Genomic DNA, 25,178 nt, shown 5'->3' on the forward strand with positions numbered 1-25,178 from the left:
ATGCAGCTGCACTCGATGACCCTGCAAGCGGTCGGTCCCTTCGCAGGGCGCCACACCGTCGACTTCGCGGCGCTCGCCGCGTCGGGGATCTTCTTGCTCGAAGGCCCCACGGGCGCGGGAAAGTCGACGCTCATCGACGCCGTCGTCTTCGCCCTCTACGGCAAGGTCGCCTCGGCCTCGACGAGCGACGACAGGCTCCGGTCTGCCTACGCCGACGACGCGACAGACTCCTTCGTCGACCTCACCTTCGAGACGGCCGCCGGGGTGTTCAGGGTGCTGCGGACCCCCGAGCGCCAGCGCGCCAAGAAGCGCGGCGAGGGCACCACCAAGCAGCAGGCCACGGTCAAGCTGTGGCGCCTGCCGAGCGACGCTGTCACCTCAGGGGCCGGGCTGGGGGAGCCTGGCGACGTCGGCGAGCTCACCTCGACCCGCCTCGACGAGGTCGGCCTGGAGATCCAGCGGGCCGTCGGCCTCGACCGCGCCCAGTTCGTCCAGACCATCGTGCTCCCGCAGGGCGAGTTCGCGAGCTTCCTGCGGTCCAAGCCCGAAGACCGCAAGGGTCTGCTGCAGAAGGTCTTCGGGACCGAGGTCTACGACCGTGCCGAGGCGGCGCTCGTCACCATGCGCAAGACGGCCGACCAGCAGCTCAAGGCCGCCCAGGGAGGCGTCCAGGTGTCGCTCGAGACATTCCTCGCGACGTCGGCCCTCGACCCTGAGGACGCCGAGACCCTCCGAGCCGCCCGCCCCGAGCACCTCGGCAAGCTGGCCGCAGAGCACGCGCACGAGCTCGCCGAGACGGCCAAGCACCTCGAGGTCGACGCCGCGGCAGCACGCGAGGTGCTCGGCGGTCGGCGGCAGGCGCTCGACCTGGGCCGGGGGACCCTCGACGCCGTCGCGCGTCGTGACGCGCTGCGGGTCGAGTCCGCTCGGCTCGCCGAGGCAGCCGACGAGGTCCGTGGACTGGCCGACAGGCTCGATGCCGCCCGCCGGGCGAGCGTCGTGCTGCCCACCGTCGACGCCGAGGTCGCTGCGCGCGACGGGCTCGCCCGAGCGGCTGCTGGCCTCGCTGCCGCAGTCGAGGCGCAGGGACCTGTCGTCGGCGACCTGTCGAGCATCGACGCGCTCGCGCGTCTCGACTGGAGCGACAGGTCCGCCGCCCACACGGACGACGAGGTGATGGCCGCACGTGCCGCCGTCGAGACCGCTGTCGCCAGCCTCGTCGAGCGCCGCACCGCCGACACCGCGCAGGTCGTGCTGCTCGACCGCGTCGCCCGTCTCGAAGCTGGTCTGCCGGCCCGGCGTGCCCGCCTCGAGGAGGCCACGGTCGCGCTCGACGTCACGCGGGGAGAGCTGGCGGCTGCGGCCGACGCTCTCGCCGAGCGTCCAGCCGCCCGCTCTGCTCTCGAGGCCGAGCGGGACGCCGCCCGTGCTCTCGCCGCCCAGGTCGACGCCCTGCGCGAGCAGGAGCGGCGTGCGGCCACGACGACCGAGACGATCGCACGGCTCAGCGCCCTGCGGACCGAGCTGGGGCAGGCCGAGTCGGCGCTGACGGTCGCGGCCGGCCAGGCCCAGCAGGCCGCCGACCAGGAGCGCGAGCTGCGGCGACGCTGGATCGAGGGCATCGCCGGGGAGATCGCCGGTGACCTCCGCCCCGGCGAGCCCTGCCCGGTCTGCGGTGGCCACGAGCACCCAGCCCCCGCGACTGTCGGAGACGACCACGTCGGCAAGGAGCGCGTCGAGCAGGCCGAGGCCGCGCGCCAGGAGGCCGAGCGCGAGCTCACGGCGCGGCACGCGAGCGTCACTGGGCTGGCCGAGAGGGTCGCGGCGCACGAGGCTCTCCTCGACGGGGTCGACACGGCAGCCGCCGCCACCGAGCTCGAGGCCGTCAGGACCCGTCTGCGCGAGGCCGAGGCTGCGGGTACCGCCGTCCAGGCCGCCGAGCGCGCTGTCGTCGACTTCGACACCGAGACCCTCGCAGCCGAGTCGCGCCGGTCCCGTCTCGCCGAGCAGGTGGCAGCCGACGAGGCCCGTCTCGAGCACGACGGTGCCGCGATCACCGCAGACGAGACCGAGGTCGAGACGGCACGTGCGGCGCACCGAGACGTCGTCACCGAGGCTCCTGAGGTCGTCGACGCTCTCGCCGGGGACGCCGGACAGCCCACCGAGGTCGCGACGATCTCGGAGATCGTCGCCGTCCTCGAGCGTCGGGTCTCCGCGATTACGTCGGTCCTCGAGGTCTGCGCCTCGCACGCCTCAGCCGTGCAGTCGCTCGCCGAGCGCGAGACAGAGCGGGTGCGTGCTCTCGACGACCACGACTTCCCCACGGTCCAGGCCGCCCGAGACGCCTGGCTCGACAGGCGCGAGCTCGCCGCCGTCGAGGCCCGCGTGTCGGAGCACAGGTCCGCCCAGGACCGCGTCGCGGCGGGGCTGGCCGAGCCCTCGCTCGTCGCGCTGCCGGAGACCGTCGAGGTCGACCTCGACGCGCTCCGCGCAGCGGTCACCGAGGCCGAGGCGATCGCGCACGAAGCCACCACCCGTGCGGCTGTCGTCGCGCAGCGGGCCGCCGACATGGAGCGAGGCGCCCGGCACGTCACCGACGCCGTCGTCGCCCTGGACACCGTGCGCGACTCGACCGAGCCGGTGATCCGCATGGCCAACCTCGCGACAGGCGCGTCCTCGGACAACACCCGGTCGCTCACCCTGACGACCTTCGTGCTCATGCGCCGTTTCGAGGACGTGGTGGCCGCGGCGAACGACAGGCTCGCGACCATGTCGGACGGCCGCTACGAGCTGGTCCGCAGCGACGACCGCGAAGACGTCAGCACCCGCAAGACCGGCCTGGCGATGCGGGTCCTCGACCACAGCACGGAGACGGCCCGCGACCCGCGGACGCTCTCCGGAGGGGAGACCTTCTACGTGTCGCTGTGCCTGGCGCTCGGCATGGCCGACGTGGTCACCGCCGAGGCCGGGGGCATCGACCTCGGCACGCTCTTCGTCGACGAAGGCTTCGGATCGCTCGACCCCGAGACCCTCGACTCGGTGCTGGGGGTCCTCGGCGGGCTGCGAGCCGGTGGTCGCGTGGTCGGTGTGGTCTCGCACGTCGAGGCCCTCAAGCAGACCATCGCCGACGGCATCAGCGTGCGCAGGCTCCCTGACGGGTCCAGCACCTTGACGGTCCGCGCTGGGTAGGGCGGGCACCGCTACATTGAGCGGCATGGCGATCATCCACCAGGCGACACTGACCCCGTCCAAGGCCGAGACCCTCGCGACCTGGCTGTCGGCGCAGCCGTGGTTCGGCGGGACCGCAGAGGTCACCGTGCCGGTCGCGGCCTACCGCTTCGACGACCCGGCCGGCGAGGTCGGCATGGAGGCGTTCTTCGTCGAGGTCGGTGGCCGCACCGTGCACGTCCCCGTGACCTACAGGGGTGCGCCGCTGCCGGGCGGGGACGAGTGGCTCGTCGGGACGATGGAGCACTCGGTCCTGGGGACCCGGTGGGTCTACGACGCCGTGGGCGACCCGGTCTACAGGGCCGAGCTGACCCGCGTCGTCCGCGAGGGCGGGACGCACGTGCGCCTCATGGTCGAGACCCCCGACGGTCCCGTCGAGCGTGAACCGACAGCCTTCGTCCGTGGCAGCGGGAGCGGGAGCGCCGCAGGCCAGGAGGGGGAACCCGAGATCGTCGTGGTCCGCTTCCCGTCGGCTGACGCGGTCGTCCCGAGCGAGCACACGCTCACCGGCACGTGGACAGGCCAGGACGAGCCGGCCGTGCTGGCGTACCTGGTCTGAGATCCTCCGAGCCGAGCCGAGCCGAGCCGAGCCGAGCCGAGCCGAGCCGAGCCGAGCCGAGCCGAGCCGAGCCGAGCCGAGCCTGACCGGGCCTGGTTGAGCCTGGCCGAGCCGAGCCTGGTTGAGCCTGGCCGAGCCGAGCCTGGTTGAGCCTGGCCGAGCCGAGCCTGGCTGAGAGCATCAGCGCAGGTCAGAGACCGACAAGTCCGACTTCGACACATGCTGGACTCAGGTGCGGTCCCGGCCGACCGCTCTTAGGCTGTACCAGGTTCTGAGCTCACCCCCTCGATCGGAGACCCGGTATGGCACGCGTGAAGGCCTCGACAGAACGCGAGCAGTGGTCCGGACAGACCGGGTTCATCATCGCGGCGATCGGCTCGGCAGTCGGTCTCGGGAACATCTGGAGGTTCCCCGGTGTCGCGTACGAGAACGGCGGCGGCGCCTTCCTCGTCCCGTACGTGATCGCGCTGCTGGTCATCGGCATCCCGGTGCTGCTGCTCGACTACTCGCTCGGGCACAGGTTCCGTGGCTCGGCGCCGACGGTCTTCCGCAGGGTGACCCGGCGTGCCGAGTCTCTCGGATGGTTCCAGGTGGGCATCTCGATCGTCATCATCTTGTACTACACGGTGATCATCGCGTGGTCGTTGAGCTTCGTCTGGTTCTCGGTCCGCCAGACCTGGGGCGACGACGCCGCGACCTTCTTCACGCGCGACTTCCTGCGGGTGGCTGACGAGCCGGGGATCAGCCTCGACGTCGTCCCGGGTGTCCTCTGGCCGCTCATCGGCGTGTGGGTGGTCGTGCTGGTCGTGCTCGCGCTCGGCGTGCAGAAGGGCCTCGAGCGCTCCAACATCATCTTCTTGCCGATGCTCGTCGTCCTCTTCGCGGCGCTCGTCGTGCGCGCGCTCTTCCTCGACGGCGCGGCCGAGGGCCTCGACGCCCTCTTCACCCCGGACTGGTCGGCGCTGCTTCACCCCGGGGTGTGGGTGGCGGCCGTCGCGCAGATCTTCTTCTCGCTCTCGATCGCCTTCGGCATCATGATCACGTACTCCTCCTACCTCAAGCGACGGTCGAACCTCACCTCCTCCGGGCTGGTCGTGGCCTTCTCCAACTCGTCCTTCGAGATCCTCGCCGGGATCGGCGTCTTCGCGACCCTCGGCTTCATGGCCCACCAGCAGGGCATCGAGGTGTCCGAGCTCGAGGGTCTCACCGGGCCGACGCTCTCGTTCAGCACCTTCCCGCAGATCATCTCCGCCATGCCGGGCGGCGGGTTCTTCGGGGTGCTGTTCTTCCTGTCGCTGACCGTCGCGGGCCTCACGTCCCTGCTGTCCCTCCTGCAGGTGGTCTCGGCCGCGTTCCAGGAGAAGTTCGGCTGGGACGCCAAGCAGGCCGCGCTGCGCGTCGGCGCCGTCGCCGCCGTGGTCTCGACAGTCCTGTTCTCGACCACCACGGCTCTCTACGTGCTGGACGCCTTCGACAAGTGGGCCAACGAGGTCGGTGTCATCACCTCGGCCGTCGTCATGACCATCCTGGTCGCGTGGCGCCTGCGGATGCTGCCTCAGCTCCGGTGGCACCTCAACCAGGTCTCGTCGACCCGCGTCGGCCCGTGGTGGCAGTACGTCGTGGGCGTCCTGGTACCGCTGGTCCTCGGCTACATGCTCGTCTCGGGTGTGTGGACGCTGATCACCGACGGCTACGAGGGCTACCCGCTCTGGTTCCGGCTCGTCTTCGGCTGGGGCGCTGTCGCGTTCATGGTCGTCTTCGCCGTGATCATGACCAGGATCCGGTGGGTCAAGGACCCTGACGACTTCGTCCCCTGGCCCCCGCTGCCCTCCGGCGGCCTCACCAAGAGTGGAGACCGCTCATGACCCCCACGGCGATCGTCGTGCTCGTCCTCGCGCTCACCGTCGTCTGGGGAGGGCTCGCGCTGGCGATCCTCAACCTCCGCAGGGCTCCTGTCGACCCCGACGACGACGAGCCGGAGACCGACCAGCCGCTCGCGGGCGACGGGTCCGGTCCGGCCGGGAGGCGCTGAGTCTCTGGCGCACGACAGAGGCGGACGGGCGTGTGCCGGTCTGCCGGTTGACCGCCGTGCCCGCTCGTCGGCGTCCGCGAGCGAGCAGGGCGGTCAGGCGTCAGGCGGCGCTGAGGATCGCGACGAGGAAGTCGGACCCGTCGGCGTACGGGCGCAGGTCCCAGGTCGAGAAGCGCACGTCGGTGCGCAGACCGGCCGCCTCGACGTCGGCGAAGAAGGCCTCGGGCTCGTAGCCGCGGGACGTCCCGAAGCCCACGGCGATCCGACCCTCGGGCGCGAGGTGCGCGCGCATGCGCTCGAGTGCGGAGGTGTGCGTCCCGTGCCCGAGGAAGGTCATGACGTTGCCCGCGCAGACGATCACGTCGAAGGGGTCGGTGATCTCGTGGGCGGCGAGGTCGAGCTCGGCGAGGTCGCCGACCACCCAGGTGCCGTCAGGGTGGTCCTCACGGGCGGCCTCGATCAGCACGGGGTCGACGTCGACGCCGACGGCGGTGTGCCCGACGGCTGTCAGAGCTGCTGCGACGCGTCCCGGGCCGCAGCCCGCGTCGAGGATCCGTGCGCCGCGCGGCACCATGGCGTCGACGAAGCGCGCCTCGCCGGCGAGGTCTGCGCCCTCGGCGGCCATCGTGCGCATCCGGGTCGCGTACCAGACGGAGTGCTCGGGACGCTGGGCGACCATGTCCTCCCAGAGGGACGGTGTGCGCATCGGTGACGACCTTTCGACGAGGGTGCAGGACGAGTCGACCCTATCGCCGTGGGGAGGGCCGGCGTCGGGACCTCTGTCTGACCCGGGTCCGGGCACCCGCGCACGAGGCTTCGGGCCTGCGAAGTCCAGATCCGCGCGGTCGCGGCACACTGTCACCATGACGACCGACCCCACCCCCGCCAGCGACCGCGCACGCACGCCGCGCGACGTCCGTCGCTGGCGCCGCTACCTGGCCGACGAGCGCGCGGAGGCGGCTGTGTACCGCGAGCTCGCGGCGCGACGCTCCGGCGAAGAGCGCGAGATCCTCGTGGCCCTCGCCGAGGCCGAGCAGCGGCACGAGACGCACTGGCTCGAGCTGCTCGGCGACGACGCCGGACGTCCGCTCCGCGGCCAGTGGCGCACCCGGTTCCTCGCGGTGCTCGCGCGCCGCTTCGGAGGAGTCTTCGTGCTAGCCCTCGCCCAGCAGGCCGAGTCGCGCTCGGCCTACGACGCCGACGTCGACGCGACCGCCGCGATGGCCGCCGACGAGCGGATCCACGGCGAGGTCGTCCGCGGTCTCGCGACGCGTGGGCGCACGCGGATCTCCGGCACCTTCCGTGCGGCGGTCTTCGGCGCGAACGACGGGCTGGTCTCGAACCTCGCGCTCATCCTCGGCGTCGGGGCCTCGGGCGTCGCCCCGCAGACGATCCTCGTCACCGGGCTCGCCGGCCTGCTCGCCGGGGCCCTCTCGATGGCGGCCGGCGAGTACGTGTCGGTCAGCTCTCAGCGCGAGCTGCTCGCCGCCTCCGACCCCAGCCCCGCGGCCTCGGCCGCGCTCGGGCACCTCGACGTCGATGCCAACGAGCTCGCCCTCGTCTACAGGGCGCGCGGGCTGGACGCGGGCGAGGCCCAGGCGCGGGCCGACGCCGTGCTCGCCTCAGCCGTAGGCTCCCGAGAGATCGCGCCGGCGAGCGAGTCGGACGCCCACGAGGAGATCGGCACGGCCCTCGGGGCCGCGGCCTCGAGCTTCTGCTTCTTCGCCTCGGGCGCGCTCATCCCCGTGCTGCCCTACCTCGTCGGCATGGAAGGGCTCGCCGCCATCGCCGTGGGCTCGGTCCTCGTCGGTGTCGCGCTGTGCTTCACGGGGGCGACGGTCGGGGTGCTCTCCGGCGCGTCACCGGTCCGCCGCGCGCTGCGCCAGCTCGCGATCGGCTTCGGCGCCGCCGCGGCGACCTACGCCCTCGGTCTGCTCTTCGGGGCCACCGTCGGCTGACCGTCCGTCCGGGGCGGTGGTCTCGGCCGCCTCGGTGAGCCCTGACCAGGTGGAGATCTTGACCCGGTCCCGACCGGCAGCCGCCCCTGCCGCTCGCTCGGCCGTGTCGATGCGGAGCCAGCCGGCCCAGTCGACCGGTGTGACGCCACGAGCACGCAGCAGCCCCTCGACGACGGCAGGGTCCCGGTGCGCGCAGGGACCGCTGGTCGCGTGGTCCGCGAGGAGCGAGGCGACGGTCTGCGCGGCGTCGGACCGGGTCGAGCCGATGAGCCCGACGGGTCCTCGGCGGACCCACCCGGTGACGTACCTGCCGGGGACCGGACGGCCCTGCTCGTCGATCACCCGGCCCGCGAGGCTCGGCACGACGTTCTTCTCCAGGTCGAAGGGCAGCCCGTCGACGGGGGTGCTGCGGTACCCGACGGCGCGGTAGACGGCCTGGACGGGGTACGTCCGGTACGTGCCCGAGCCCGTCACGTGCCCCAGGCCGTCGGGGACCGTGCGCTCGGTGCGGAAGGCCTCGACGCGGTCTGCGCCGAGGATCTCGCTCGGGGCCTCGAAGAGGTGGATGTGGATGCGGCGAGCGGCGTCCGGGTCGGGCGTCTGGCGCGACCAGCCGACGAGCGTCTCCGCCGTGAGCCGGCGCTGCGCGCTCTGCGCCATGACCCGCTCGGCGTGCGCGTCGAGGGCGACGTCTGCCGGGTCGACGACGACCTCGACGCCGGTCTGCTGGCCCAGCTCGCGGAGCTCTTTGGCCGAGAACCGGGTGTCTGCGGGACCGCGCCGCGCGAAGAGGTGCACGGTGCGGGCCTGGTTGGTCCGCAGCGCGTCGAGGGCCGCGTCGTGGATGTCCGTGCTCAGCAGGTCGTCGGGGTGCTTGACCAGCATGCGCACGAGGTCGAGCGCGACGTTGCCGGCACCGATCACGGCGATCTCCTGCGCGGTCAGCGGCCAGGTCGGCGGGGCGTCGGGGTGACCGTCGTACCAGGAGACGAAGTCCGCAGCCCCGAAGGAGCCGGGCAGGTCGACCCCGGGGACGTCGAGGACGGCGTCGGTGTCCGCCCCCGTCGCGACGACGACGGCGTCGTAGTGGGCGGCCAGCCTGTCGAGCGTGATGTCGACGCCGACGTGCACCCCGCCGTAGACCCTGACGTCCGACCCGTCGAGCATGACGTGGAGCGAGTCGACGATCCTCTTGATCGCCGGGTGGTCGGGTGCGACCCCGTAGCGGACCAGCCCGTAGGGGGCGGGCAGCCTCTCGAAGAGGTCGACTCTGGTCCCGGGGGCCTGCGTCCGGAGCATGTCTGTCGCGTAGATCCCGGCCGGGCCGGCGCCGACCACGGCGACGTGCAGGCTGCGGTGCTGCGGGACGGGCAGGCGTGGTGCGGTGTCGAGCACGGAGAGCTCCCAGGGTCGAGGACGAGGTCGACGTGACGCTAGGACCTCGACCTCGGTTGAGGTCAAGGTGCGCGGCCCGGACCGGCTCGGGCCGGGCCTGCCCTCTTGCGGATCCCGTGCTTGACCTCAAGCGCAGTTGAGGTCATAGCGTGGCGGCTCCGCCTACGAGAGGAACCCTCCATGCCCCTGTACACGCTGCCTGACCTCGCCTACGACTACTCCGCTCTCGAGCCCGCCATCAGCGGCCGGATCATGGAGCTGCACCACAGCAAGCACCACCAGGCCTACGTCACCGGCGCGAACACCGCCCTCGAGCAGCTCGCGGAGGCGCGCGCCACGGGGAACCTCGGGAACGTCAACAAGCTCGAGAAGGACCTGGCCTTCAACCTCGGTGGCCACGTCAACCACTCGATCTTCTGGACCAACCTCGCACCCGGTGCCGACGGCGGTCCCGAGGGTGACCTTGCGACGACGCTAGACGAGGAGTTCGGCTCCCTCGAGGCCTTCAAGGCGCACTTCACGGCCGTCGCCCTCGGTGTCCAGGGCTCGGGCTGGTCTGTCCTCGCGTGGGACGCCCTCGGCTCCAGGCCGATCATCGTCCAGCTCTACGACCAGCAGGGCAACCTGCCCGCAGGCGTCGTCCCGCTGCTGATGCTCGACGTGTGGGAGCACGCGTACTACCTCGACTACCAGAACGTGCGCGCCGACTACGTGGCAGCCTTCTGGACGATCGTCGACTGGTCAGACGTCGCTGCGCGCCTGGCACGGGCCCGTGCTGCGGGGACGCTCCTGCTGCCCGCCTGACTCTGGCGTGATGATCGGTGCGCGGGGGCTGTGCGGAGCCGAGAGCGTCGCTGCGCGCAGGTCCGGTCTGCGCGCGGCCGGCGCGAGGACCTGGCGCCGCGGCAAGGACGTGGCGCCGCCGTGAGGACGTGTCAGCGCGCGACGGTCTCCCAGCGGACGAGCGCGCTGTCGACCTGGTCCAGCAGGTCGTCGACCTCTTCCATGGCGTAGCCCTCGCGCCAGCGGGTGGTCGGGAACGTCACCGTGCGCACCTCTGCGGCGGTCAGCAGACCGCCGGTCCCCGACGTCTTCGTCAGGCTGACCGCCGCAGCGGTGCCGCCCGTCTCGTAGTGGTCGAGCGTGGCGCGGCACCTGTCGAGGAAGTCGTCGACCTCGTCGACCGAGTAGCCCGGGCGCAACCTGGTCGGGTGGAACCGCGACTCGAGCACATCGTGTGACGTCGTCATGGCCATACGGTAGTCATCCCCGTGGTGAGACGCTCGCCGGACCTGGCCCGTCGGCGAGATATCCTCCCTCCATGGATCCCATGAGCAGCTACGGGTGCGCGCCTCGCAGAGGACCGTCCGTCGAGCGTCGTCGCACGTCTGCCTGACCTGGCACCACGCCTGGTCGGACAGCGTCTCCGCTGACCACCGCTCCTCGCCGGCCGTGCCGGCACGCTCACCTCTGGACCACTCATGACACTCGCTCGTCCTCTTCGTGCTGCCCACCCGCACCTCGCACCGCTCCTCGGCGGTCTGTTCGTGCTGGTCGGGTCGCTCAGCATCCAGCTCTCGGCGGCCGTCGCCTCCGACCTCTTCGACACCGTCGGGCCCCTCGGGGTCAGCGGGCTGCGGATGGCTGTCGCCGCCGTCGTGCTGCTCGTCCTCGTCCGGCCCTCGGTGCGCGGTCGGTCGCGGCGCGCCTGGACCGGGATCGTCCTCTACGGCGTCGCGATGGCCGCGATGAACGTCCTCTTCTACAACGCCGTCGCGCACCTGCCGCTCGGTATCGCGGTGACGCTCGAGTTCCTCGGGCCGCTGACCGTCGCGGCCGTGGCGACCACCCGGCGGCGTGAGCTGCTGCTCCCGGCTCTCACCCTCGTCGGCGTGCTGCTGGTGAGCAGCCCCGGCGGCGGGCTCACGCTGCTCGGTCTCGTCTTCGGCCTCGGGGCGGCGATCGCCTTCGGCGGGTACACGGTGCTCGCCGGGCGGGTCGGCGGTGACACCGACGGTCTGGACGGGCTCGCGCTGTCGGTCCTGGTCGGCGCGGTCCTGCTCTCGCCGTTCTCGGTGCACGCCGCCCCGCGGGTCGACGGCGGGGGATGGGGCGTCCTCGCTCTCTCGGCGGTCCTCGGGGTGGTCGTGGCCTTCAGCCTCGACTTCCTCGCCGTCCGGATCACCTCGGTGCGGGTGGTCGGCACGCTCTTCGCGGTCGACCCGGTGATGGGTGCGCTCGTCGGCGCCGTCGCGCTCGGTCAGACGCTGACCGCAGGGGTCGTCCTCGGGATCGTGCTCGTCGTGGGGTCGGGGGCCGTGGTCATCTGGCTCGCCGGTCGTCGGGCTGCTGAGCTGGGCGCCGACCAGGCGCCTCCCGCAGCAGGGGTGGTCCCCGGAGTCGTCCCCGCGGTTCCCCCCACGAGCCTGCCTGCTCCTGCGCAGACGGTCAGCCCTGAGCCGGCTCCGCCGAGCGGCGCGTCACGAAGCTGACCATCTCGTCGAGGGCACGCCGCGCGGCCGCGAGCCGGAGGTCGAACTGGTACTCGTGGCCGAGCGGCTCGCCGCGCTCGGTGTAGTCCTCGTCGAAGAACAGCGTCTCCACGTGCGTGCCGGCGGCGGCGAGCCGCTCGGCGTAGACCCGGGCTCCGCGGGTCAGGGGGTCGCCGTTGCCGCCGGTCAGGTAGGTGGGCGGGAAGCCTGGGTAGACGTGGTCGACGAGGCTGAGGGTCGCACTGCGCGGGTCTGCGGCGAAGGCCCTCGTGCCCAGGTATGCCCAGCCGATGGTCGTCGACGCCCAGCCGAGCAGCCCGCGCGCGCCGGAGATCAGACTGAGGTCGTAGGGCCCGCAGCACAGCAGGAGCCCTGCGACGGCGTCGGGCGGCAGGTCGCACGACACACCGACCGTCTCACCGTAGGCCGGGTGGGTCACGACTGTCGCGACCTGGGCGACCAGGCTCGCGCCTGCGGAGTCTCCGGCGAAGAACAGTCGCGCGGGGTCGACACCGGGTGGCGGCGAGGCGCGCAGGTGGGTGAGTGCGTCGAGCACCTGCTGGAGCTGCTGCGGATAGGGTGCCGCGGGGGCGAGGGTGTAGCCCGGGACCACGACCGTGAAGCCGCGGTCGGCGAGGATCTGCGCCCAGGTCGCGAGCCCGGCGCGGGCTCCGGAGAGCCAGCCGCCGCCGTGCACCCAGACGACCGTAGGCAGCGGCTCGTCGCCGCGTCCTGCTGGGGCATACAGGTCGAAGAGCGCGTCGGGGTCGTCTGGCCTGTAGCGCAGACTGGCCTGGATGGTGACCGCGCCCGGTGCAGGAGCGAAGGGCAGCAGCGCGGTCGTGGTCGCCCGCGACCCGCGGTCGAAGGCCGCGCGGACCACGAGTGCTCGAGCCCGGACGCGCTGCGTCAGGGCGAGCGCGGTGACCGCGGCGGCGGCGCCGAGGATCCCGGCGGACCAGCCGAGGGCCCGGACACCGGGCCGGTCGAGCCGACCGGGACGACCGGCCCGGCTGAGCTGGCTGGACCGACCAGCTGTGCTGAACCGACCAGCCCGGCTGAGCCGCTCGAGACGACGGGCGCGACCAGGGCGACGGGCGCTGCTGACCGCTGCGGCGGGGCTGGTGTCGGAGGGCACAGGACCAGTGTGCCGCAGCACTGCCCAGCGGAGGTGGTGCGCCGACGGTCCTGTGGACGGCGACGAGCCGACCACCCAGGATCGGGTGGCCGGCTCGTGTCAGGCTCCGGCCTGCGTCACCGACCCCTGGTCACGCAGCCCGGGGTGTCACGGCGCGGTCGGCGCCGACGCAGCAGCAGGCGCCGCTGCGGCCGGTACCGAGCCGCTGGTCCCCGTGAGGCTGGAGAGGATCTCGGTGAGGTCCAGGCCTGTGAGCTGCTTGATGACGCCCTGCCCCTCGCCGAGGACCGAGGCGACGTTCTTGGTGATCGCGGAGGCGCCGTCGGTCGAGATGACGGTCATGCCCTGGATGTTGCCGATGGGCTCCGCGGCGGCACGGACGATCTCGGGCAGGCGCTCGATGAGCTCCTGGACGAGAGCGGCCTCGCCGTACTTCTTGAGGGCCTCGGCCTTGGCGTCGAGGGATGCGGCCTCGGCGCGACCTTCGGCCTCGGTCGCGGCCGCGCGGGCCTCACCCTCGGCGCGGATACCGGCCGCGAGGGCGACCTGGCGGTCACGCTCGGCCTCACCTGTGCGGCGGACGGCCTCGGCGTTGGCCTCGGCGTCCTGGATCGCCGCGGTCTTGTTGGCCTGGGCGATCGTGGTGCGCTTGTACGCGTCTGCCTCGGTGGCCGCGTTCGCGGCGTCACGCTCGGCGTTGGCGCGCTGGACGGACGCGTAGGCGTCAGCCTCGGCGGGCTTGCGGACGGAGATGTCGAGCTCTTCCTCGGTCACCTTCGCCTGCTCGGCGAGAGCGTCGCGCTGCTGCGTCGCGACGAGGCGGTCCTGCTCGGCGCGGGCCAGCTGACCGGCGGCGTTCGCCTCGGCGTTGGCCTTGTCGGTCTGCGCCTTGATGGTGGCCTGCTTGAGCTCGAAGGCCTTGCGGCGCTCGGCGACCTGCTCCTGCGCCTCGATCGCGGCGAAGTCGGACGCACGCTGTGCCTCGGCCTCGGAGATCTCGGCGACCTGACGGGCACGGGCGTTCTCGGCACGACCGAGGTTCGCGAGGTAGTCAGATCCGGGCGTCGAGATGTCGGAGATGTTGAGCAGGTCGACCTGGAGGCCCTGCTCGGCGAGGTCGAGCTTGGTCGAGTCGACGACGCGGTCGGACAGGCCCTTGCGGTCGGAGATGATCTGCTCGATCGTCATGTCGCCGACGATCGACCGGAGCGAGCCCTCGAGGGACTCCTTGATGATCTCGGTGAGCGTGCCCTGCTGGGAGAGGAACCGCTGCCCGGCCCGGCGGACGCCTTCTTCGTCGCCGCGGACCTTGAAGTTGATCGACGCCTTGATGGCGATCTTGATGCGGTTCTTGTCGACACCCTCGACGGTGATGCCGATCTGGCGCTGCTCGAGGGAGATCGAGAAGCCCTGCTGGAGGATCGGCCAGACGAACACGCGTCCGCCGACGATGACGCGCTGCCCGCCCTCCTCGGCGGAGGCCTTCTTGCCTGCGCCGCGACCCACGATGATGAGGGCCTCGTTCGGCGGGACGCGGCGGATCCGGTTGGCGATGAAGATGAGCACCGCGAAGAACGCGATGACCAGTGCCACGACGGCGATGACGGTGATCGTCTGGTCTGTCATGAGGGGTGCACCCCGGGCAGGGGTGGCTCCTTCCGTGAGGTGGGCTGGACCGGGCGGTGGGTCGCGGCGCCGGGTCGCCCGCGAGGGGCGTCCGGTGCGCGAGAGGTCAGGTGGACTGCGGCCAGCGGCGCGGCTCGGTCGAGCCGTGCGTGGGCCAGTACGGGGTGACGCGGACACGGCCGGCAGCCTCGTCGAGGACGACGATCCGGGTGCCCTCGGTGATCACCTGGTCGGCCCACGCGAGACGGCGCTCGAGCTCGGCGTCGAGCGAGACCTCTCCGTGGCCGCCGGTGATGGTCGAGGTCACGGCGCCCTGCATGCCGACGAGGTCGCGGGCGACCCCGTCCTCGGAGCTCGCCAGCCCGCGGATCACGCGCCTGACGAAGAGCATCACGGCGATCGCGACGACGGCCGAGCCTGCGTAGGTGGTCCACGGAGGGAGGTCGTTGGTGGTGGCGATCGCCCCGAGGGCGCCGAACACGACGCCGCCGACGCCGAGGGAGGTGCCGGAGACCAGCCCGTCCCCGAGGTCGAAGAGCTCACCGAGGAGCATCGAGAGGACGAGCAGCGCGAGGCCGACCGCCCCGATGATGATGAATGCCAGCATGCGTCACCTCTCGTCGTCAGTGCCGAGACTATTTCTTTGCCATCACGATACCTTATCCGCAGGTATTTCAGAGGATATTCACAGGGAGAGAAATCCCACTCCGGCTTGCGGTGACATCTGCGCGGACGAGACTTGGGGGATGGATCACGACCTCGCCTCACGGCTCGCCGACAGCCCCACCTCGACCCCGCGGACGGTCGGGCGGCTGGCTCTCGGCGCGTTCCTGCTCTTCGCTGGGATCACGCACCTCACCGTCGCGCGTGAAGAGTTCCGGGCGCAGGTCCCCGGGTGGGTGCCGCTGTCCGAAGACGCCGTCGTCCTCGTCTCGGGCGTCGTCGAGATCTCACTCGGCGGGGCGCTGCTCGTGCTCCCGCACAAGAAGGTCCCGGTCGGGTGGATCGTCGCGGCGTTCTTCGTCGCGATCTTCCCTGGCAACATCTCCCAGCTCGTCACGCACACCGACGCCTTCGGTCTCGACTCCGACCAGAAGCGCGCCGGGCGCCTGCTGTTCCAGCCGCTCCTCGTGCTCTGGGCGCTGTGGTCGACGGGCGCGTGGAGGGCGTGGCGCCGCGGCTGATCGCCGGTCCCGGGCGCACGCCGTCCACGGCTCTCCCCGGGGCGTCCGCGAGGCCTGCTCAGTCGGGAGGCCTGCGGGTGGGGCCGAGGCCCGGCCTGCAGGAGGCGCCTGGGCCCGGCTCCCGGGAGGGGTTCGGCCTACGGCTCGTGGTGTCGACGCCACTCGGGTGTCGCGATGCCGTTGAGGACGCTCAGCACGGTCCTCTCGGCGAGCCCGGCGTCTATCGGCTGGTGGCCGAAGAAGGCCCTGTAGTAGAGCGGCGCGGCGAGAAGGTCGAGGGCGAGCTCCATGTCGAGCCCCTCCTGGATCTCGCCGCGCTCGACCGCGTGCTCGAGGACCGTGCGAGAGGTCGCGCGACGCGCCTCGAAGTAGTCCCGCAAGAAGTCCGCCCGCAGCCCCGGGTCTGCCTCGAGGTCTGACAGCAGACCGGGCAGGGCTCGGGTGATGGGGGAGTCCTCGAAGACCTCGGCGAGGTTCGTGATGCCGTGCACCAGGTCGCAGTGGACGCACCCGGTGTCGGGGGTCGGTGTCGTGCCCAGGACCGAGATGAAGGTGTGGACGACCACCCCCGGCAGGCTCTTCCAGCGCCGACGCAGCGCTGGCTTGCTCGTCCCCGCGGCCGTCGCGACGCCCTCGAGCGTCAGTGCGCTGTAGGGGAGCGTGCTGAGCAGCTCGACGACGGCCGCAGTCGCCCGCGCGTCGATGGTCGTGTCACGGGGGCGGCCTTGTGCTGCCCTGGTCGGCCCGGCTGCCCTGCCCTGCTCTGCTTGCGCCATCGTGCAACCCTATCGTAGATTCATTCCGTTCCGCCGTGGAACATAAACCAAGGAGCGGGTATGTCAGAGGAGCGGGTATGACGCAGGACGCGACGAAGCAGCTGGCCACGGGCGCGGCAGGAGCTGATCCCGACCCCGGGGGAGTCTTCTCCCCACGGCTGCGCGGATTCACCGTGGGCATCCTCGCGAGCGTCGGGGCTGTGGCCTTCGAGTCGCTCGGTGTCGCGACGATCCTGCCCGCCGTGGCCGAGGAGCTCGGTGGCCTGTCGGGCTACGGCTGGGGGCTCTCCGCGCTCATGCTCGCCAACATCGTCGGCACCGTCGTGGCTGGGACCGACATCGACCGGCGAGGACCGGCGCGGTCTGTCCTGGTCGGCAGCCTCGTCTTCGCCGCCGGCTGCCTGCTCGCCGGGCTCGCCCCGGGGTGGGGCGTCTTCGTCGCCGCCCGCGCGCTCCAGGGGCTCGGCGTGGGGGCGATCATGGCCTACGCGTACAGCCTCGTCGGTATCGCCTACCCGGCGCGCCTGCAGGCCGTGATGTTCGCCTTCCTCTCCTCGGCCTGGACGATCCCGTCGCTCCTGGGCCCGGTCTTCGCGGGTGTGGTCACGGACCTCCTCGACTGGCGCGTCGTCTTCTGGGCCATCGCACCGGTCCCCCTGCTCCTGCTGCCCCTCGTGCTCCCTGGCGCACGCCGGACGTCGGCCCCGACGCCGCGTGCCGGTCGGCGGGTCCCCGCACCCGTCTGGTTCTCGATCCTGCTCGCCGTGGCGACAGGTGCCCTCCTGCTCGGCCTCGAGGTCGACGCCCTCCCGGTGCTCGTCGTCCTCGTCGTCGCAGGACTGGTCGGCAGCGTCGTCGCGCTGCGACGCATCGTGCCGACCGGGACGCTCTCGGCTCGTCGTGGGGCACCAGCAGGCATCGTCATCAGGTTCATCCTGTGCGGCGTGTACTTCGGCTCGGAGGCCTTCCTCCCGCTCGGTCTCACGAGCGTCCACGGCCTCGACGTCACGCTCGCGGGGCTCGGTCTCGCGGCCGGTGCGCTCGCCTGGACGGCAGGCTCCTTCGTCCAGGCTCGGCTCGACGCCGCACGCCCGGGTACCCGGGCCCGGTCGGCCCGGGTCGGGCTGCTCGCGCTCCTGGCCGGCGAGGTCGTCATGGGGCTCGCCGTCGCGCTCCCGGGTGCCTGGCCGGGCTGGGCCGTCGTCGGCTGGACGATCGCCGGTGTCGGCATGGGGGTGGCGTTCAACGCCGCGACAGCCGCGACCATGGCGGTGACACCGGCGGGCTCAGCGGGCAGCATCAGCGCGAGCCTGCAGCTCGCCCAGACGCTCGCGACGGCTGTCGTCGCCGGGGTCGGCGGCGCGCTCGTCGCCGGGCTCGGGACCACGACTCCGGCATTCCTCGCGGTCTTCGGTCTGACCGCCGCGCTCGGCCTCGTGGGTGCCGTGCTCGCGGGGCGCCTGGACGAGAGGCGGGGACGCCGGTCTGGTGCGTCGTGAGCCAGGTGAGGGCCGAGCGGGCCCTGGTTCTCCACGACCCGCGGAGGGTTCGACGAGGCTGGTGGGCCCGCTCGCCGTCGGGCTCCGGACAGCGCGGAGTCTCAGCCGAGCAGCAGGTCGAGGGTCGTGCCCAGCTTGGCCAGCAGCGTGATGCGGTTGGTCTCGACCCACTCGCCCTCGTAGCCGCGCGGCGCGGGCTCGACGAGCAGGATCGAGTACATGTAGCAGCGGTACAGCAGGATGCGGACGTCGTCCGAGGTGAGGTTGCCGGAGGCGAGCGACTCCGAGGTGTCCAGGTGCCCGCCGGCCGCCACGTACCCCGCGGCGATCGGCGCGGGGGCACCGCCGTCGCCGAACTGGCTCGCGCCGACGAGCTCGTAGAGCGGGTCGGCGAAGATCGCGCGCTCGGTGTCGATGACCCCGACGATCTCCAGGGTGTCGGGGTCGAGGAAGATGTTCCCCTCCCACAGGTCGGTGTGCACGAGTGTCGGCGTCCGCACCACGTCGAGCTCGTGCCCGTGCCGCTCGAGGGCCTCGGTCATGCGACCCACGGGGAGGTCGACTCCCCAGGTCGCGGCGTCGTCGAGGACACCTGAGACCATGCGTCCGAAGGCCTCGCGCCAGGTCGGTGCCTGGAGGGACGGCGACGCCGGGTACCCGAAGGCGTCACCCGTGACGGCGTGCAGCCGGGTCGTGTACGCACCGAGCCGACCCTCGACCTCCAGGCGCTGCTCGGACGTGAGGTCGGTGAGCGTGTGCCACGGGACACCGTCGAGGTACGAGGCCACCAGGACGTCGGAGGCGACGTGCTCGTGCGAGGTGTCGAAGAGCAGCACCTGCGGCATGAGCAGGTCAGGGTGCTCGGCGGCGAGCCTGTACACAGCCGCCTCCGTCGAGAGGATGTCCTTCTCGTAGGTCATGAGCTTCTCGACGGCCGTGGGGGCCATCTTCGCGACGACCTTCTCACCCCCGGCGAAGGTGATCCTGTAGGTGGTGGCGAACATCCCGCCGTCGAGCTTGTCCGTCGCCACGACCTCGCCGAGCTCGGCCACGAGCGGCGCGACGACCGCGGCGAGCGCCCCGACGACCCCGTCCGCGTCGGTCGGCAGGACTGCCGGCGGACGCGCGGCCTCCGGGATGACGGCGTGGGGCAGGGTCGCGGCAGGCGTGGGCTCGGTAGGCACCGGACCATCCTGGCACCGCGCTGACCTGCAGACCAGCGCCGGAGGTCCGGGGGTGTCCAGCCTGCCGCCCGTGCTTGTAGGCTCCATCTCGAAAGCGAGGACAGGTTCCCTCGTTACGAGTTCGGCCAAGGCCCGCTACGGCGGGCCTTTGGTGTTTCTCCTGGTCGATGCTCTAGGGCTGCTGGTACGCCGAGCGTAGGGGACCGCGGCCAGACCTCGTGCCGGTAGGTGGTGGGCAGTGCTGCGCTGATCCCGCCGCAGCACTGCCCCTGACCTCAGGGTCGCGGCACGTTGCGGAGGTTGGAGCGGGCCATCGAGACGACCTCGCCCAGGCCGCCGCCGAGCACCTCTTTGCTCATCGCGGCAGCGAAGCCGCGCACCTGGCCTGCGGTGATGGTCGGCGGGATCGACAGCGCGTGCGGGTCGGTCACCACGTCGATCAGCGCCGGCCCCGGACGGTCGAGCGCCCCGCGCAGCGCCTTGCGCAGGTCCTTCGGGTCTTCGACCCGGACCGCGGGGATGCCGACGGCCCGCGCGACGGCCGCGTAGTCGACGACCGGGGAGTCGGTCCCGAAGGCCGGGAGCCCGTCGACGAGCATCTCGAGGCGCACCATGCCGAGCGTCGCGTTGTCGAAGAGCACGATCTTGACCGGGAGGTCGTAGTGCTTGATCGTCACGAGCTCGCCGAGCAGCATCGCCAGCCCGCCGTCGCCCGACATCGCGACGACCTGACGGCCCGGCTGCGACGCGGCGACACCGATCGCGTGCGGCATCGCGTTGGCCATCGACCCGTGCAGGAAGGACCCGATCACGCGGCGCTTGCCGTTCGGGCTGATGTAGCGGGCGGCCCACACGTTGCACATGCCGGTGTCGACCGTGAAGACAGCGTCCTCCGCCGCCTCCTGGTCGAGGACGTCCGCCACGTACTCGGGGTGGATCGGCGTCATGGACTCAGCCTTCTTGCCGCCCGAGTACGCACCGACCACACCGTTCATGGCCTTCTCGTGCTTCTTGACCATGGAGTCGAGGAAGCGCCGCGACCGCGCGGGCTTGACCATCGGCAGGAGCGCCCGGACCGTCTCGCCCACATCACCGACCACCGCGAGGTCGAGGCGGGTGCGGCGTCCGAGGTTCTTCGGGTCGATGTCCACCTGGACCGTGCGCACGGACTCCGGCAAGAACTGGTCGTAGGGGAAGTCCGTGCCCAGCAGGATCAGCAGGTCGGCCTCCTGGGTCGCGTCGTAGCAGGAGCCGTAGCCGAGCAGACCGGACATGCCCACGTCGAAGGGGTTGTCGTACTGGATCCACTCCTTGCCGCGCAGCGAGTGACCGATCGGCGCAGCGATCTTGTCGGCCAGCGCGATGACGTCGTCGTGCGCCCCGCGCACCCCGACCCCCGCGAAGATCGTCACCTTCTTGGCCTCGTCGATCGCCTCGGCCAGCTCGCGCAGCGACTCGTCGGCCGGGATGACGCGCGGCTTGGGCGGGCGGGTCGAGACGTCGGAGACGGCCGCCGGGGCGTCGAAGTCGGCGACGTCCCCCGGGATGGTCAGGACCGCGACACCCGGGGCGCCGTAGGCGTGGTGGATCGCGGAGTTGATGACCCGCGGCGCCTGCTTGGCCGACGAGATCATCTCGGAGTACACCGAGCACTCGTTGAAGAGTCGGTCCGGGTGGGTCTCCTGGAAGAAGCTCGTGCCGATCTGCTTGCTCGGGATGTGGCTCGCGATCGCGAGGACCGGGACCTTCGAGCGGTTGGCGTCGTAGAGACCGTTGATGAGGTGCAGGTTGCCCGGCCCGCACGAGCCCGCGCAGACCGCAAGGTTCCCGGTGACCTCCGCCTCGGCGGCCGCAGCGAAGGCCGCGGCCTCTTCGTGGCGCACGTGCACCCACTCGATGTCGACGCCCTCCTTCGCGGCGCGGCGCACGGCGTCGACCACGGGGTTGAGGCTGTCGCCCACGATCCCGTAGATGCGCTTGGCACCTGCCTCGACGATCTGGGCGACGAGCAGGTCTGCGACTGTCGTGCCGCGGGTCTTCGACTTGGCCACGATGGGTACCTCCGGTGGGCGACGGGTGTCCGGGAGCCCCACGTGGGTCTGGCGGAGGCGTCCCGCTCCCCTCCACCCTGCTCCGGTTCGTGGCTGCTCGCACGGCAGAGCCGGACATCAGGGATGTCTCGTCCACCACACACGGCCGGTGCGGCACACTGAGGGTGATGAGCGCTGCGCGAGAAGAGCCCGACAGCACTGCCAGCACCGAAAGCACCCACGGCACCGCCAGCCCCGCCAGCACCGCCAGCACCGTGGCAGCCCTGCGGGCCGCGGGCTGCGTCTTCGCGGAGGACGAGGCCCGGTTGCTGCTCGAGGCTGCCGCAGCGGGTGCATCGCTCGACGCGCTGGTCCGGCGCCGGGTCGCCGGTGAACCCCTCGAGCTGATCCTCGGGTGGGCCGAGCTCGCCGGGGTACGGGTCACCGTCGCCCCGGGGGTCTTCGTCCCGCGCCAGCGCACCCGGCTGCTCGTCGAGCAGGCCGCTGCGCTCGCGGACGCCCAGAGCGTGGTCGTCGACCTGTGCTGCGGGACCGGCGCCGTCGGCCTCGCGGTCGCTGCCGCCGTGCCCGGCGTCGAGCTGCACGCCTCAGACGTCGACCCGGCGGCTGTCAGCTGCGCTCGCGGCAACCTGGGTTCGCGGGGATCGGTCTACGAGGGCGACCTCTTCTCCGCGCTGCCCGTGGGTCTGCGCGGCAGGGTCGACCTGCTCGTCGTCAACGCCCCCTACGTCCCGACCGACGCCGTCGCCCTCATGCCCCCGGAGGCTCGCCTCCACGAGCACCTGGTCGCGCTCGACGGCGGTACGGACGGTCTCGAGATCCAGCGCCGCGTCGCCCGCGACGCCGCAGGGTGGTTGTCCGGGGGAGGGCACGTCCTCGTCGAGACCAGCGAGCGGCAGGCACCCGCGACCGCCGCGCTGCTCACGGCCGCGGGCCTGGCAGCACGCGTCGTGCGGTCCGACGAGGCCGACGCGACGGTCGTCGTCGCCGGTCGCTGACCCCGGCGCGACTGCTCTTCTCCTGACCTGCCCCCTCCCACCGGCGATGCCCTCCCCGAGGTCGCACGCTCACCCGCGAGGTCGCACGTCTACCCGCAAGGTCGCCCAGACACGACAAGACGTGCACCAGGACGGGTCGATCTGGCGTGTCCAGGCGACCTCGTGGGTGGTGAGGCGACCTGGTGGAGCCGGCGGGGGACCCTCGAGTTTCACCCGAGACCCCAGGTCAGCGCCTTCGGCACTCCTCGTTACTCTTCAGCGCCGCCCAGTGCCCTTCAGTGCCCCTCGGTGACCGTCGACCCAGCGGTCCGCGAGCGCAGGGTCGTCAGCGAGGCGAGCATGACGAGGACGGCGATCCCGGCGGCGACCACGACCACCGTGAAACCGGCGTGCGACCCCGCCTCGTCGATCCGGGCGCCCGCGACCGACGTCCCGACCGAGACGCCGACGCCGAGGGCGGTGCCGACCCAGGTCAGCCCCTCGGTGAGCTGGGAGGGCGGCACGAGCAGCTGGACGAGGTTGTTGCCGTTGATGAGGGTGGGCGAGATCGCGAAGCCGGCGACGAACATCACCGCGGCGAGGATCGGCAGCGACGTGACGAAGAAGAACAGCGTCACGCCGACGGCGAGGGCGAGCATGCCGACGGCGAAGCGCTTCCACAGGGGTGAGAGCCAGTGCTTGGCGCCGTAGAGCAGACCGGAGATCAGCGAGCCGGCCGCGAACACCCCGAGGATGACGCCGGCCATGGCCTCGTGTCCGGCCTCCTTGGCGAAGGCGATGGTCGCGACGTCTGTCGCACCGAACACCGCGCCCATGCCGATGAACACGGCGATGACGGCGAGCATGCCGCCGTTGAGCAGGACGGAGCGGTTCTTCACACCCTCGACAGGGATCGACACCGGCGGCTCGGTCTCGCGCAGCGACAAGAACCAGAAGCCGCCGACGACCACGGCGACGAGCGGGACGATCAGCCCGGCGGTCGGGGCCACGGAGGTCGCGAGGATGGTGGCGAGCATCGGTCCGACGACGAAGCACAGCTCGTCGACGGCCGACTCGAAGGAGTACGCGCTGTGCAGCTTGCGCGGGTCGGCGAGCAGGTTCGACCAGCGGGCCCGGACCATCGAGCCGACCGAGCCGACCGACGCCCCCGTCAGCACCGCGAAGAGGTAGAGGAAGGCCTCGGGCGCGCCGAGGGCTGTCGAGAGGATGAGCCCGAGGAGCGAGAGCGAGGTGACGACGAACATCGGCCGCATGACCCGGGCCTGGCCCTTGCGGTCGACGAGCTTGGCGATCTGCGGCGAGCAGATCGCCTGCGCGACGATGTACGCGGCGCTCACCCGGCCGGCCAGCCCGTAGGAGCCTGTCGTCTGCTGGATCATCAGGACGATGCCGATGCCCACCATCGACATGGGGAGGCGGGCGAGGGCGCCCGACCCGGAGAACTGCTTAGTGCCGGGGATCGCGAGGAGCGCTCCGTAGGGGTTCCGCGAGGCCTTCGCGGGGGCTGGTTCGGGGGTCGTCCCGGGTTCGTCTGGCACGTCTCCCAGTCTCTCATCTGGGACGGCGCGCGAGCGGTTCCTCGACCGTCGTCCCCGTGGTCTGGCGCGTAGGCTGACCCGAGTCTGACGGACGAGCTCGGGAGGGCTTCGCATGGCACGCACGAGCAGCGACGAGCCCGACGCCCCGCTGGGGCCGCGCGACCCCCGCTACGTCATCCGCGTGCCCGCCGACGAGAGCCCTGAAGAACCCGAGGTGCTCCCGGTCCGTGGTGGGCGCACCGACGCACCCGAGGCGCGGCCGGCGAGCGACTACGTGATCCGCGCAGGGTCCTCCGCGGAGGTGCCTACGACGCGGGGAACCGCTGAGGTGCTCCCGTCTGTCAGGTCGGGCCAGGCCGGGGAGCCGGCCGCTCCAGCGGCTGCTGGGACAGCGGTCCAGCCGGGCCTGGCAGCCCCCACCGACACCTCCGTCCCGACGGTCGTCGGGGGCGGCGCGCAGGCAGGCGGACCTGGCGGTCCCAGCGACGGTTCCGGGAGAGGCCGTCGCGGACGTGAGGCCCGTGGTCCTCGCCCGCCGCGCCGCCGCCGCTCGCGTGCCTCCCGCTGGCTGACCGTCCTCGCCGTGCTGGTGGTCGTCGTAGCCGTCGCCGCCGTGGTCGTCGTCCGCAGCGGTCTGCTCGACGGTGACAACCCCTTCGCGGGGCGCGACCTCTACGTCGACCCGGACTCCCAGGCGATCCGTGCCGTCGACTCCGCGACCGACTCCGCGACGCGCGACGCCTTCCTCACCATCGCGGACCAGCCGACGGGGATCTGGCTCACCCCCGAGAAGTACCCGGCCGGCGAGGTCGGACCGTTCGTCGCGCAGGTCGTGGCTGACGCGGCTGCGCAGGACACGCTGCCGCTCTTCGTCGTCTACGGAGTTCCCGACCGCGACTGCGGGCAGTTCTCCGCAGGCGGGACGACCGTCGAGGGCTACGAGGTGTGGGTCCGCGAGATCGCCGCGGCCCTCGACGGGACCGGGACCCCTGTGATCCTCGAGCCGGACAGCATCTCCCTCGCCGAGCAGTGCGGCGACGTCGAGGGGCGCCTGAGCCTGGTCAGCACCGCGGGCGCGACTCTCACCGACGCCGGGGCGACGGTCTACCTCGACGGTGGTCACTCCAACTGGCACTCCGTCCAGGAGACCGCGGACCTGCTGCGCCGGGCCGGGATCGCCGGTGTGCACGGCTTCGCGACGAACGTGTCGAACTACAACGACGACGCCTCCGAGCTCGCCTACGCGCAGCGACTGAGCGCCCAGCTCGACGGAGCCCCCTTCGTGGTCGACACCGGGCGCAACGGCAACGGGTCGGACGGCACGTGGTGCAACCCTCCGGGTGCCGCACTGGGTGCCCGACCGATGACCCTCGAGGCCGAGGGCCTCGACGCCAACCTGTGGGTGAAACCTCCAGGTGAGAGCGACGGGACGTGCGGCGGAGGCCCCGTTGCCGGAGAATGGTGGGTTGACCGGGCACTCAGCCTCGTCGCCGAGGACAGGGCCTGATCCTTCTTCGGAG

At 71.9% G+C, this 25,178-nt stretch carries 21 protein-coding genes; 11 read left to right on the forward strand and 10 right to left on the reverse strand.

Going from position 1 to position 25,178, the window contains the following annotated elements:
• The 4 genes from ASG53_RS14745 (at window position 1) to ASG53_RS19595 (ending at window position 5,819) form a co-directional block, all read left to right on the forward strand.
• On the forward strand, window positions 1–3,189 hold the full coding sequence (locus tag ASG53_RS14745) for an AAA family ATPase (protein WP_056135036.1): 3,189 nt from the start codon (window positions 1–3) through the stop codon (window positions 3,187–3,189).
• A gap of 25 nt (window positions 3,190–3,214) precedes the next feature.
• Window positions 3,215–3,787, forward strand: coding sequence for a CG0192-related protein (locus ASG53_RS14750; RefSeq protein WP_056135039.1), 573 nt, complete (start codon window positions 3,215–3,217; stop codon window positions 3,785–3,787).
• 302 nt (window positions 3,788–4,089) lie between these two features.
• Window positions 4,090–5,652: a sodium-dependent transporter gene (locus ASG53_RS14755; protein WP_056135042.1), complete on the forward strand. Its 1,563-nt coding sequence runs from the start codon at window positions 4,090–4,092 to the stop codon at window positions 5,650–5,652.
• Window positions 5,649–5,819: a methionine/alanine import family NSS transporter small subunit gene (locus ASG53_RS19595; protein ID WP_082544098.1), complete on the forward strand. Its 171-nt coding sequence runs from the start codon at window positions 5,649–5,651 to the stop codon at window positions 5,817–5,819. Before ASG53_RS14755 ends, ASG53_RS19595 begins: the two co-directional genes overlap by 4 nt.
• A gap of 100 nt (window positions 5,820–5,919) precedes the next feature.
• On the opposite strand, the gene ASG53_RS14760 is transcribed toward ASG53_RS19595, so the two are convergent.
• Window positions 5,920–6,525 carry a class I SAM-dependent methyltransferase gene (locus tag ASG53_RS14760; protein ID WP_056135045.1) on the reverse strand — a complete coding sequence of 202 codons (606 nt, stop codon included), beginning with the start codon at window positions 6,523–6,525 and terminating at the stop codon, window positions 5,920–5,922.
• Window positions 6,526–6,682: 157 nt separating this feature from the next.
• On the opposite strand from ASG53_RS14760, the gene ASG53_RS14765 reads away from it, so the two are divergent.
• Window positions 6,683–7,777 carry a VIT1/CCC1 transporter family protein gene (locus ASG53_RS14765; RefSeq protein WP_056135049.1) on the forward strand — a complete coding sequence of 365 codons (1,095 nt, stop codon included), beginning with the start codon at window positions 6,683–6,685 and terminating at the stop codon, window positions 7,775–7,777.
• Here the strand turns inward: ASG53_RS14765 and ASG53_RS14770 are convergent.
• Window positions 7,679–9,172 carry an FAD-dependent oxidoreductase gene (locus tag ASG53_RS14770; protein ID WP_235533955.1) on the reverse strand — a complete coding sequence of 498 codons (1,494 nt, stop codon included), beginning with the start codon at window positions 9,170–9,172 and terminating at the stop codon, window positions 7,679–7,681. The genes ASG53_RS14765 and ASG53_RS14770 overlap by 99 nt on opposite strands.
• A 180-nt stretch (window positions 9,173–9,352) precedes the next feature.
• On the opposite strand from ASG53_RS14770, the gene ASG53_RS14775 reads away from it, so the two are divergent.
• Window positions 9,353–9,976, forward strand: coding sequence for a superoxide dismutase (locus tag ASG53_RS14775; RefSeq protein WP_056135052.1), 624 nt, complete (start codon window positions 9,353–9,355; stop codon window positions 9,974–9,976).
• A gap of 131 nt (window positions 9,977–10,107) precedes the next feature.
• Here the strand turns inward: ASG53_RS14775 and ASG53_RS20390 are convergent, their stop codons facing one another.
• On the reverse strand, window positions 10,108–10,422 hold the full coding sequence (locus ASG53_RS20390) for a DivIVA domain-containing protein (RefSeq protein WP_162246157.1): 315 nt from the start codon (window positions 10,420–10,422) through the stop codon (window positions 10,108–10,110).
• Between the two features lie 231 nt (window positions 10,423–10,653).
• On the opposite strand from ASG53_RS20390, the gene ASG53_RS14785 reads away from it, so the two are divergent.
• The gene (locus ASG53_RS14785) at window positions 10,654–11,664 is read left to right on the forward strand and encodes an EamA family transporter (protein ID WP_235533956.1); all 1,011 of its coding nucleotides are present in this window, start codon (window positions 10,654–10,656) and stop codon (window positions 11,662–11,664) included.
• Here ASG53_RS14785 and ASG53_RS14790 read toward each other — a convergent pair.
• The 3 genes from ASG53_RS14790 to ASG53_RS14800 form a co-directional block, all read right to left on the reverse strand.
• Window positions 11,621–12,802, reverse strand: a complete 1,182-nt coding sequence (locus tag ASG53_RS14790; RefSeq protein ID WP_156382832.1) for an alpha/beta hydrolase — start codon at window positions 12,800–12,802, stop codon at window positions 11,621–11,623. The genes ASG53_RS14785 and ASG53_RS14790 overlap by 44 nt on opposite strands.
• 147 nt (window positions 12,803–12,949) lie before the next feature.
• Entirely contained in the window at window positions 12,950–14,428 is a 1,479-nt protein-coding gene (locus tag ASG53_RS14795) for a flotillin family protein (RefSeq protein WP_056135061.1), read from the reverse strand.
• A 106-nt stretch (window positions 14,429–14,534) separates the two neighbouring features.
• A complete protein-coding gene (locus ASG53_RS14800; protein WP_056135062.1) occupies window positions 14,535–15,035 on the reverse strand; it encodes an NfeD family protein in 501 nt (166 codons plus the stop codon).
• A 139-nt stretch (window positions 15,036–15,174) separates the two neighbouring features.
• Between ASG53_RS14800 and ASG53_RS14805 the strand changes: the two genes are divergently transcribed.
• Complete coding sequence (locus ASG53_RS14805; RefSeq protein WP_200945512.1) at window positions 15,175–15,612, forward strand: DoxX family protein; 438 nt, start codon at window positions 15,175–15,177, stop codon at window positions 15,610–15,612.
• 137 nt (window positions 15,613–15,749) lie between these two features.
• On the opposite strand, the gene ASG53_RS14810 is transcribed toward ASG53_RS14805, so the two are convergent.
• Entirely contained in the window at window positions 15,750–16,388 is a 639-nt protein-coding gene (locus tag ASG53_RS14810; protein ID WP_056135067.1) for a TetR-like C-terminal domain-containing protein, read from the reverse strand.
• Window positions 16,389–16,465: 77 nt separating this feature from the next.
• Between ASG53_RS14810 and ASG53_RS14815 the strand changes: the two genes are divergently transcribed.
• The gene (locus ASG53_RS14815) at window positions 16,466–17,887 is read left to right on the forward strand and encodes an MFS transporter (protein ID WP_056135070.1); all 1,422 of its coding nucleotides are present in this window, start codon (window positions 16,466–16,468) and stop codon (window positions 17,885–17,887) included.
• 101 nt (window positions 17,888–17,988) lie between these two features.
• Here the strand turns inward: ASG53_RS14815 and ASG53_RS14820 are convergent, their stop codons facing one another.
• Both ASG53_RS14820 and ASG53_RS14825 read right to left on the reverse strand, forming a co-directional pair.
• Complete coding sequence (locus tag ASG53_RS14820) at window positions 17,989–19,071, reverse strand: phosphotransferase family protein (protein ID WP_056135073.1); 1,083 nt, start codon at window positions 19,069–19,071, stop codon at window positions 17,989–17,991.
• Between the two features lie 275 nt (window positions 19,072–19,346).
• The gene (locus ASG53_RS14825; protein ID WP_056135076.1) at window positions 19,347–21,122 is read right to left on the reverse strand and encodes a pyruvate dehydrogenase; all 1,776 of its coding nucleotides are present in this window, start codon (window positions 21,120–21,122) and stop codon (window positions 19,347–19,349) included.
• A 167-nt stretch (window positions 21,123–21,289) separates the two neighbouring features.
• On the opposite strand from ASG53_RS14825, the gene ASG53_RS14830 reads away from it, so the two are divergent.
• Window positions 21,290–22,120 carry a putative protein N(5)-glutamine methyltransferase gene (locus ASG53_RS14830; protein ID WP_056135079.1) on the forward strand — a complete coding sequence of 277 codons (831 nt, stop codon included), beginning with the start codon at window positions 21,290–21,292 and terminating at the stop codon, window positions 22,118–22,120.
• A 275-nt stretch (window positions 22,121–22,395) separates the two neighbouring features.
• Here ASG53_RS14830 and ASG53_RS14835 read toward each other — a convergent pair whose 3' ends face one another.
• Window positions 22,396–23,658, reverse strand: coding sequence for an MFS transporter (locus tag ASG53_RS14835; protein ID WP_056135085.1), 1,263 nt, complete (start codon window positions 23,656–23,658; stop codon window positions 22,396–22,398).
• 112 nt (window positions 23,659–23,770) lie between these two features.
• On the opposite strand from ASG53_RS14835, the gene ASG53_RS14840 reads away from it, so the two are divergent.
• Window positions 23,771–25,165 carry a glycoside hydrolase family 6 protein gene (locus ASG53_RS14840; RefSeq protein ID WP_056135089.1) on the forward strand — a complete coding sequence of 465 codons (1,395 nt, stop codon included), beginning with the start codon at window positions 23,771–23,773 and terminating at the stop codon, window positions 25,163–25,165.
• Window positions 25,166–25,178 lie beyond the last annotated feature (13 nt).

The organism is Sanguibacter sp. Leaf3 (assembly GCF_001425965.1).
Classification (GTDB): domain Bacteria; phylum Actinomycetota; class Actinomycetes; order Actinomycetales; family Cellulomonadaceae; genus Sanguibacter; species Sanguibacter inulinus.

Excerpts from the sequence above, each read along its gene's own strand:
- ASG53_RS14755 (WP_056135042.1), top strand. The coding sequence starts at position 4,090 with ATGGCACGCGTGAAGGCCTCGACAGAACGCGAGCAGTGGTCCGGACAG.
- ASG53_RS14840 (WP_056135089.1), top strand. The coding sequence starts at position 23,771 with ATGGCACGCACGAGCAGCGACGAGCCCGACGCCCCGCTGGGGCCGCGC.
- ASG53_RS14760 (WP_056135045.1), bottom strand. The coding sequence starts at position 6,525 with ATGCGCACACCGTCCCTCTGGGAGGACATGGTCGCCCAGCGTCCCGAG.
- ASG53_RS14765 (WP_056135049.1), top strand. The coding sequence starts at position 6,683 with ATGACGACCGACCCCACCCCCGCCAGCGACCGCGCACGCACGCCGCGC.
- ASG53_RS14810 (WP_056135067.1), bottom strand. The coding sequence starts at position 16,388 with ATGGCGCAAGCAGAGCAGGGCAGGGCAGCCGGGCCGACCAGGGCAGCA.
- ASG53_RS14745 (WP_056135036.1), top strand. The coding sequence starts at position 1 with ATGCAGCTGCACTCGATGACCCTGCAAGCGGTCGGTCCCTTCGCAGGG.
- ASG53_RS14785 (WP_235533956.1), top strand. The coding sequence starts at position 10,654 with ATGACACTCGCTCGTCCTCTTCGTGCTGCCCACCCGCACCTCGCACCG.
- ASG53_RS14775 (WP_056135052.1), top strand. The coding sequence starts at position 9,353 with ATGCCCCTGTACACGCTGCCTGACCTCGCCTACGACTACTCCGCTCTC.
- ASG53_RS20390 (WP_162246157.1), bottom strand. The coding sequence starts at position 10,422 with ATGACGACGTCACACGATGTGCTCGAGTCGCGGTTCCACCCGACCAGG.
- ASG53_RS14750 (WP_056135039.1), top strand. The coding sequence starts at position 3,215 with ATGGCGATCATCCACCAGGCGACACTGACCCCGTCCAAGGCCGAGACC.
- ASG53_RS19595 (WP_082544098.1), top strand. The coding sequence starts at position 5,649 with ATGACCCCCACGGCGATCGTCGTGCTCGTCCTCGCGCTCACCGTCGTC.
- ASG53_RS14830 (WP_056135079.1), top strand. The coding sequence starts at position 21,290 with ATGAGCGCTGCGCGAGAAGAGCCCGACAGCACTGCCAGCACCGAAAGC.
- ASG53_RS14795 (WP_056135061.1), bottom strand. The coding sequence starts at position 14,428 with ATGACAGACCAGACGATCACCGTCATCGCCGTCGTGGCACTGGTCATC.
- ASG53_RS14800 (WP_056135062.1), bottom strand. The coding sequence starts at position 15,035 with ATGCTGGCATTCATCATCATCGGGGCGGTCGGCCTCGCGCTGCTCGTC.
- ASG53_RS14805 (WP_200945512.1), top strand. The coding sequence starts at position 15,175 with ATGGATCACGACCTCGCCTCACGGCTCGCCGACAGCCCCACCTCGACC.
- ASG53_RS14815 (WP_056135070.1), top strand. The coding sequence starts at position 16,466 with ATGACGCAGGACGCGACGAAGCAGCTGGCCACGGGCGCGGCAGGAGCT.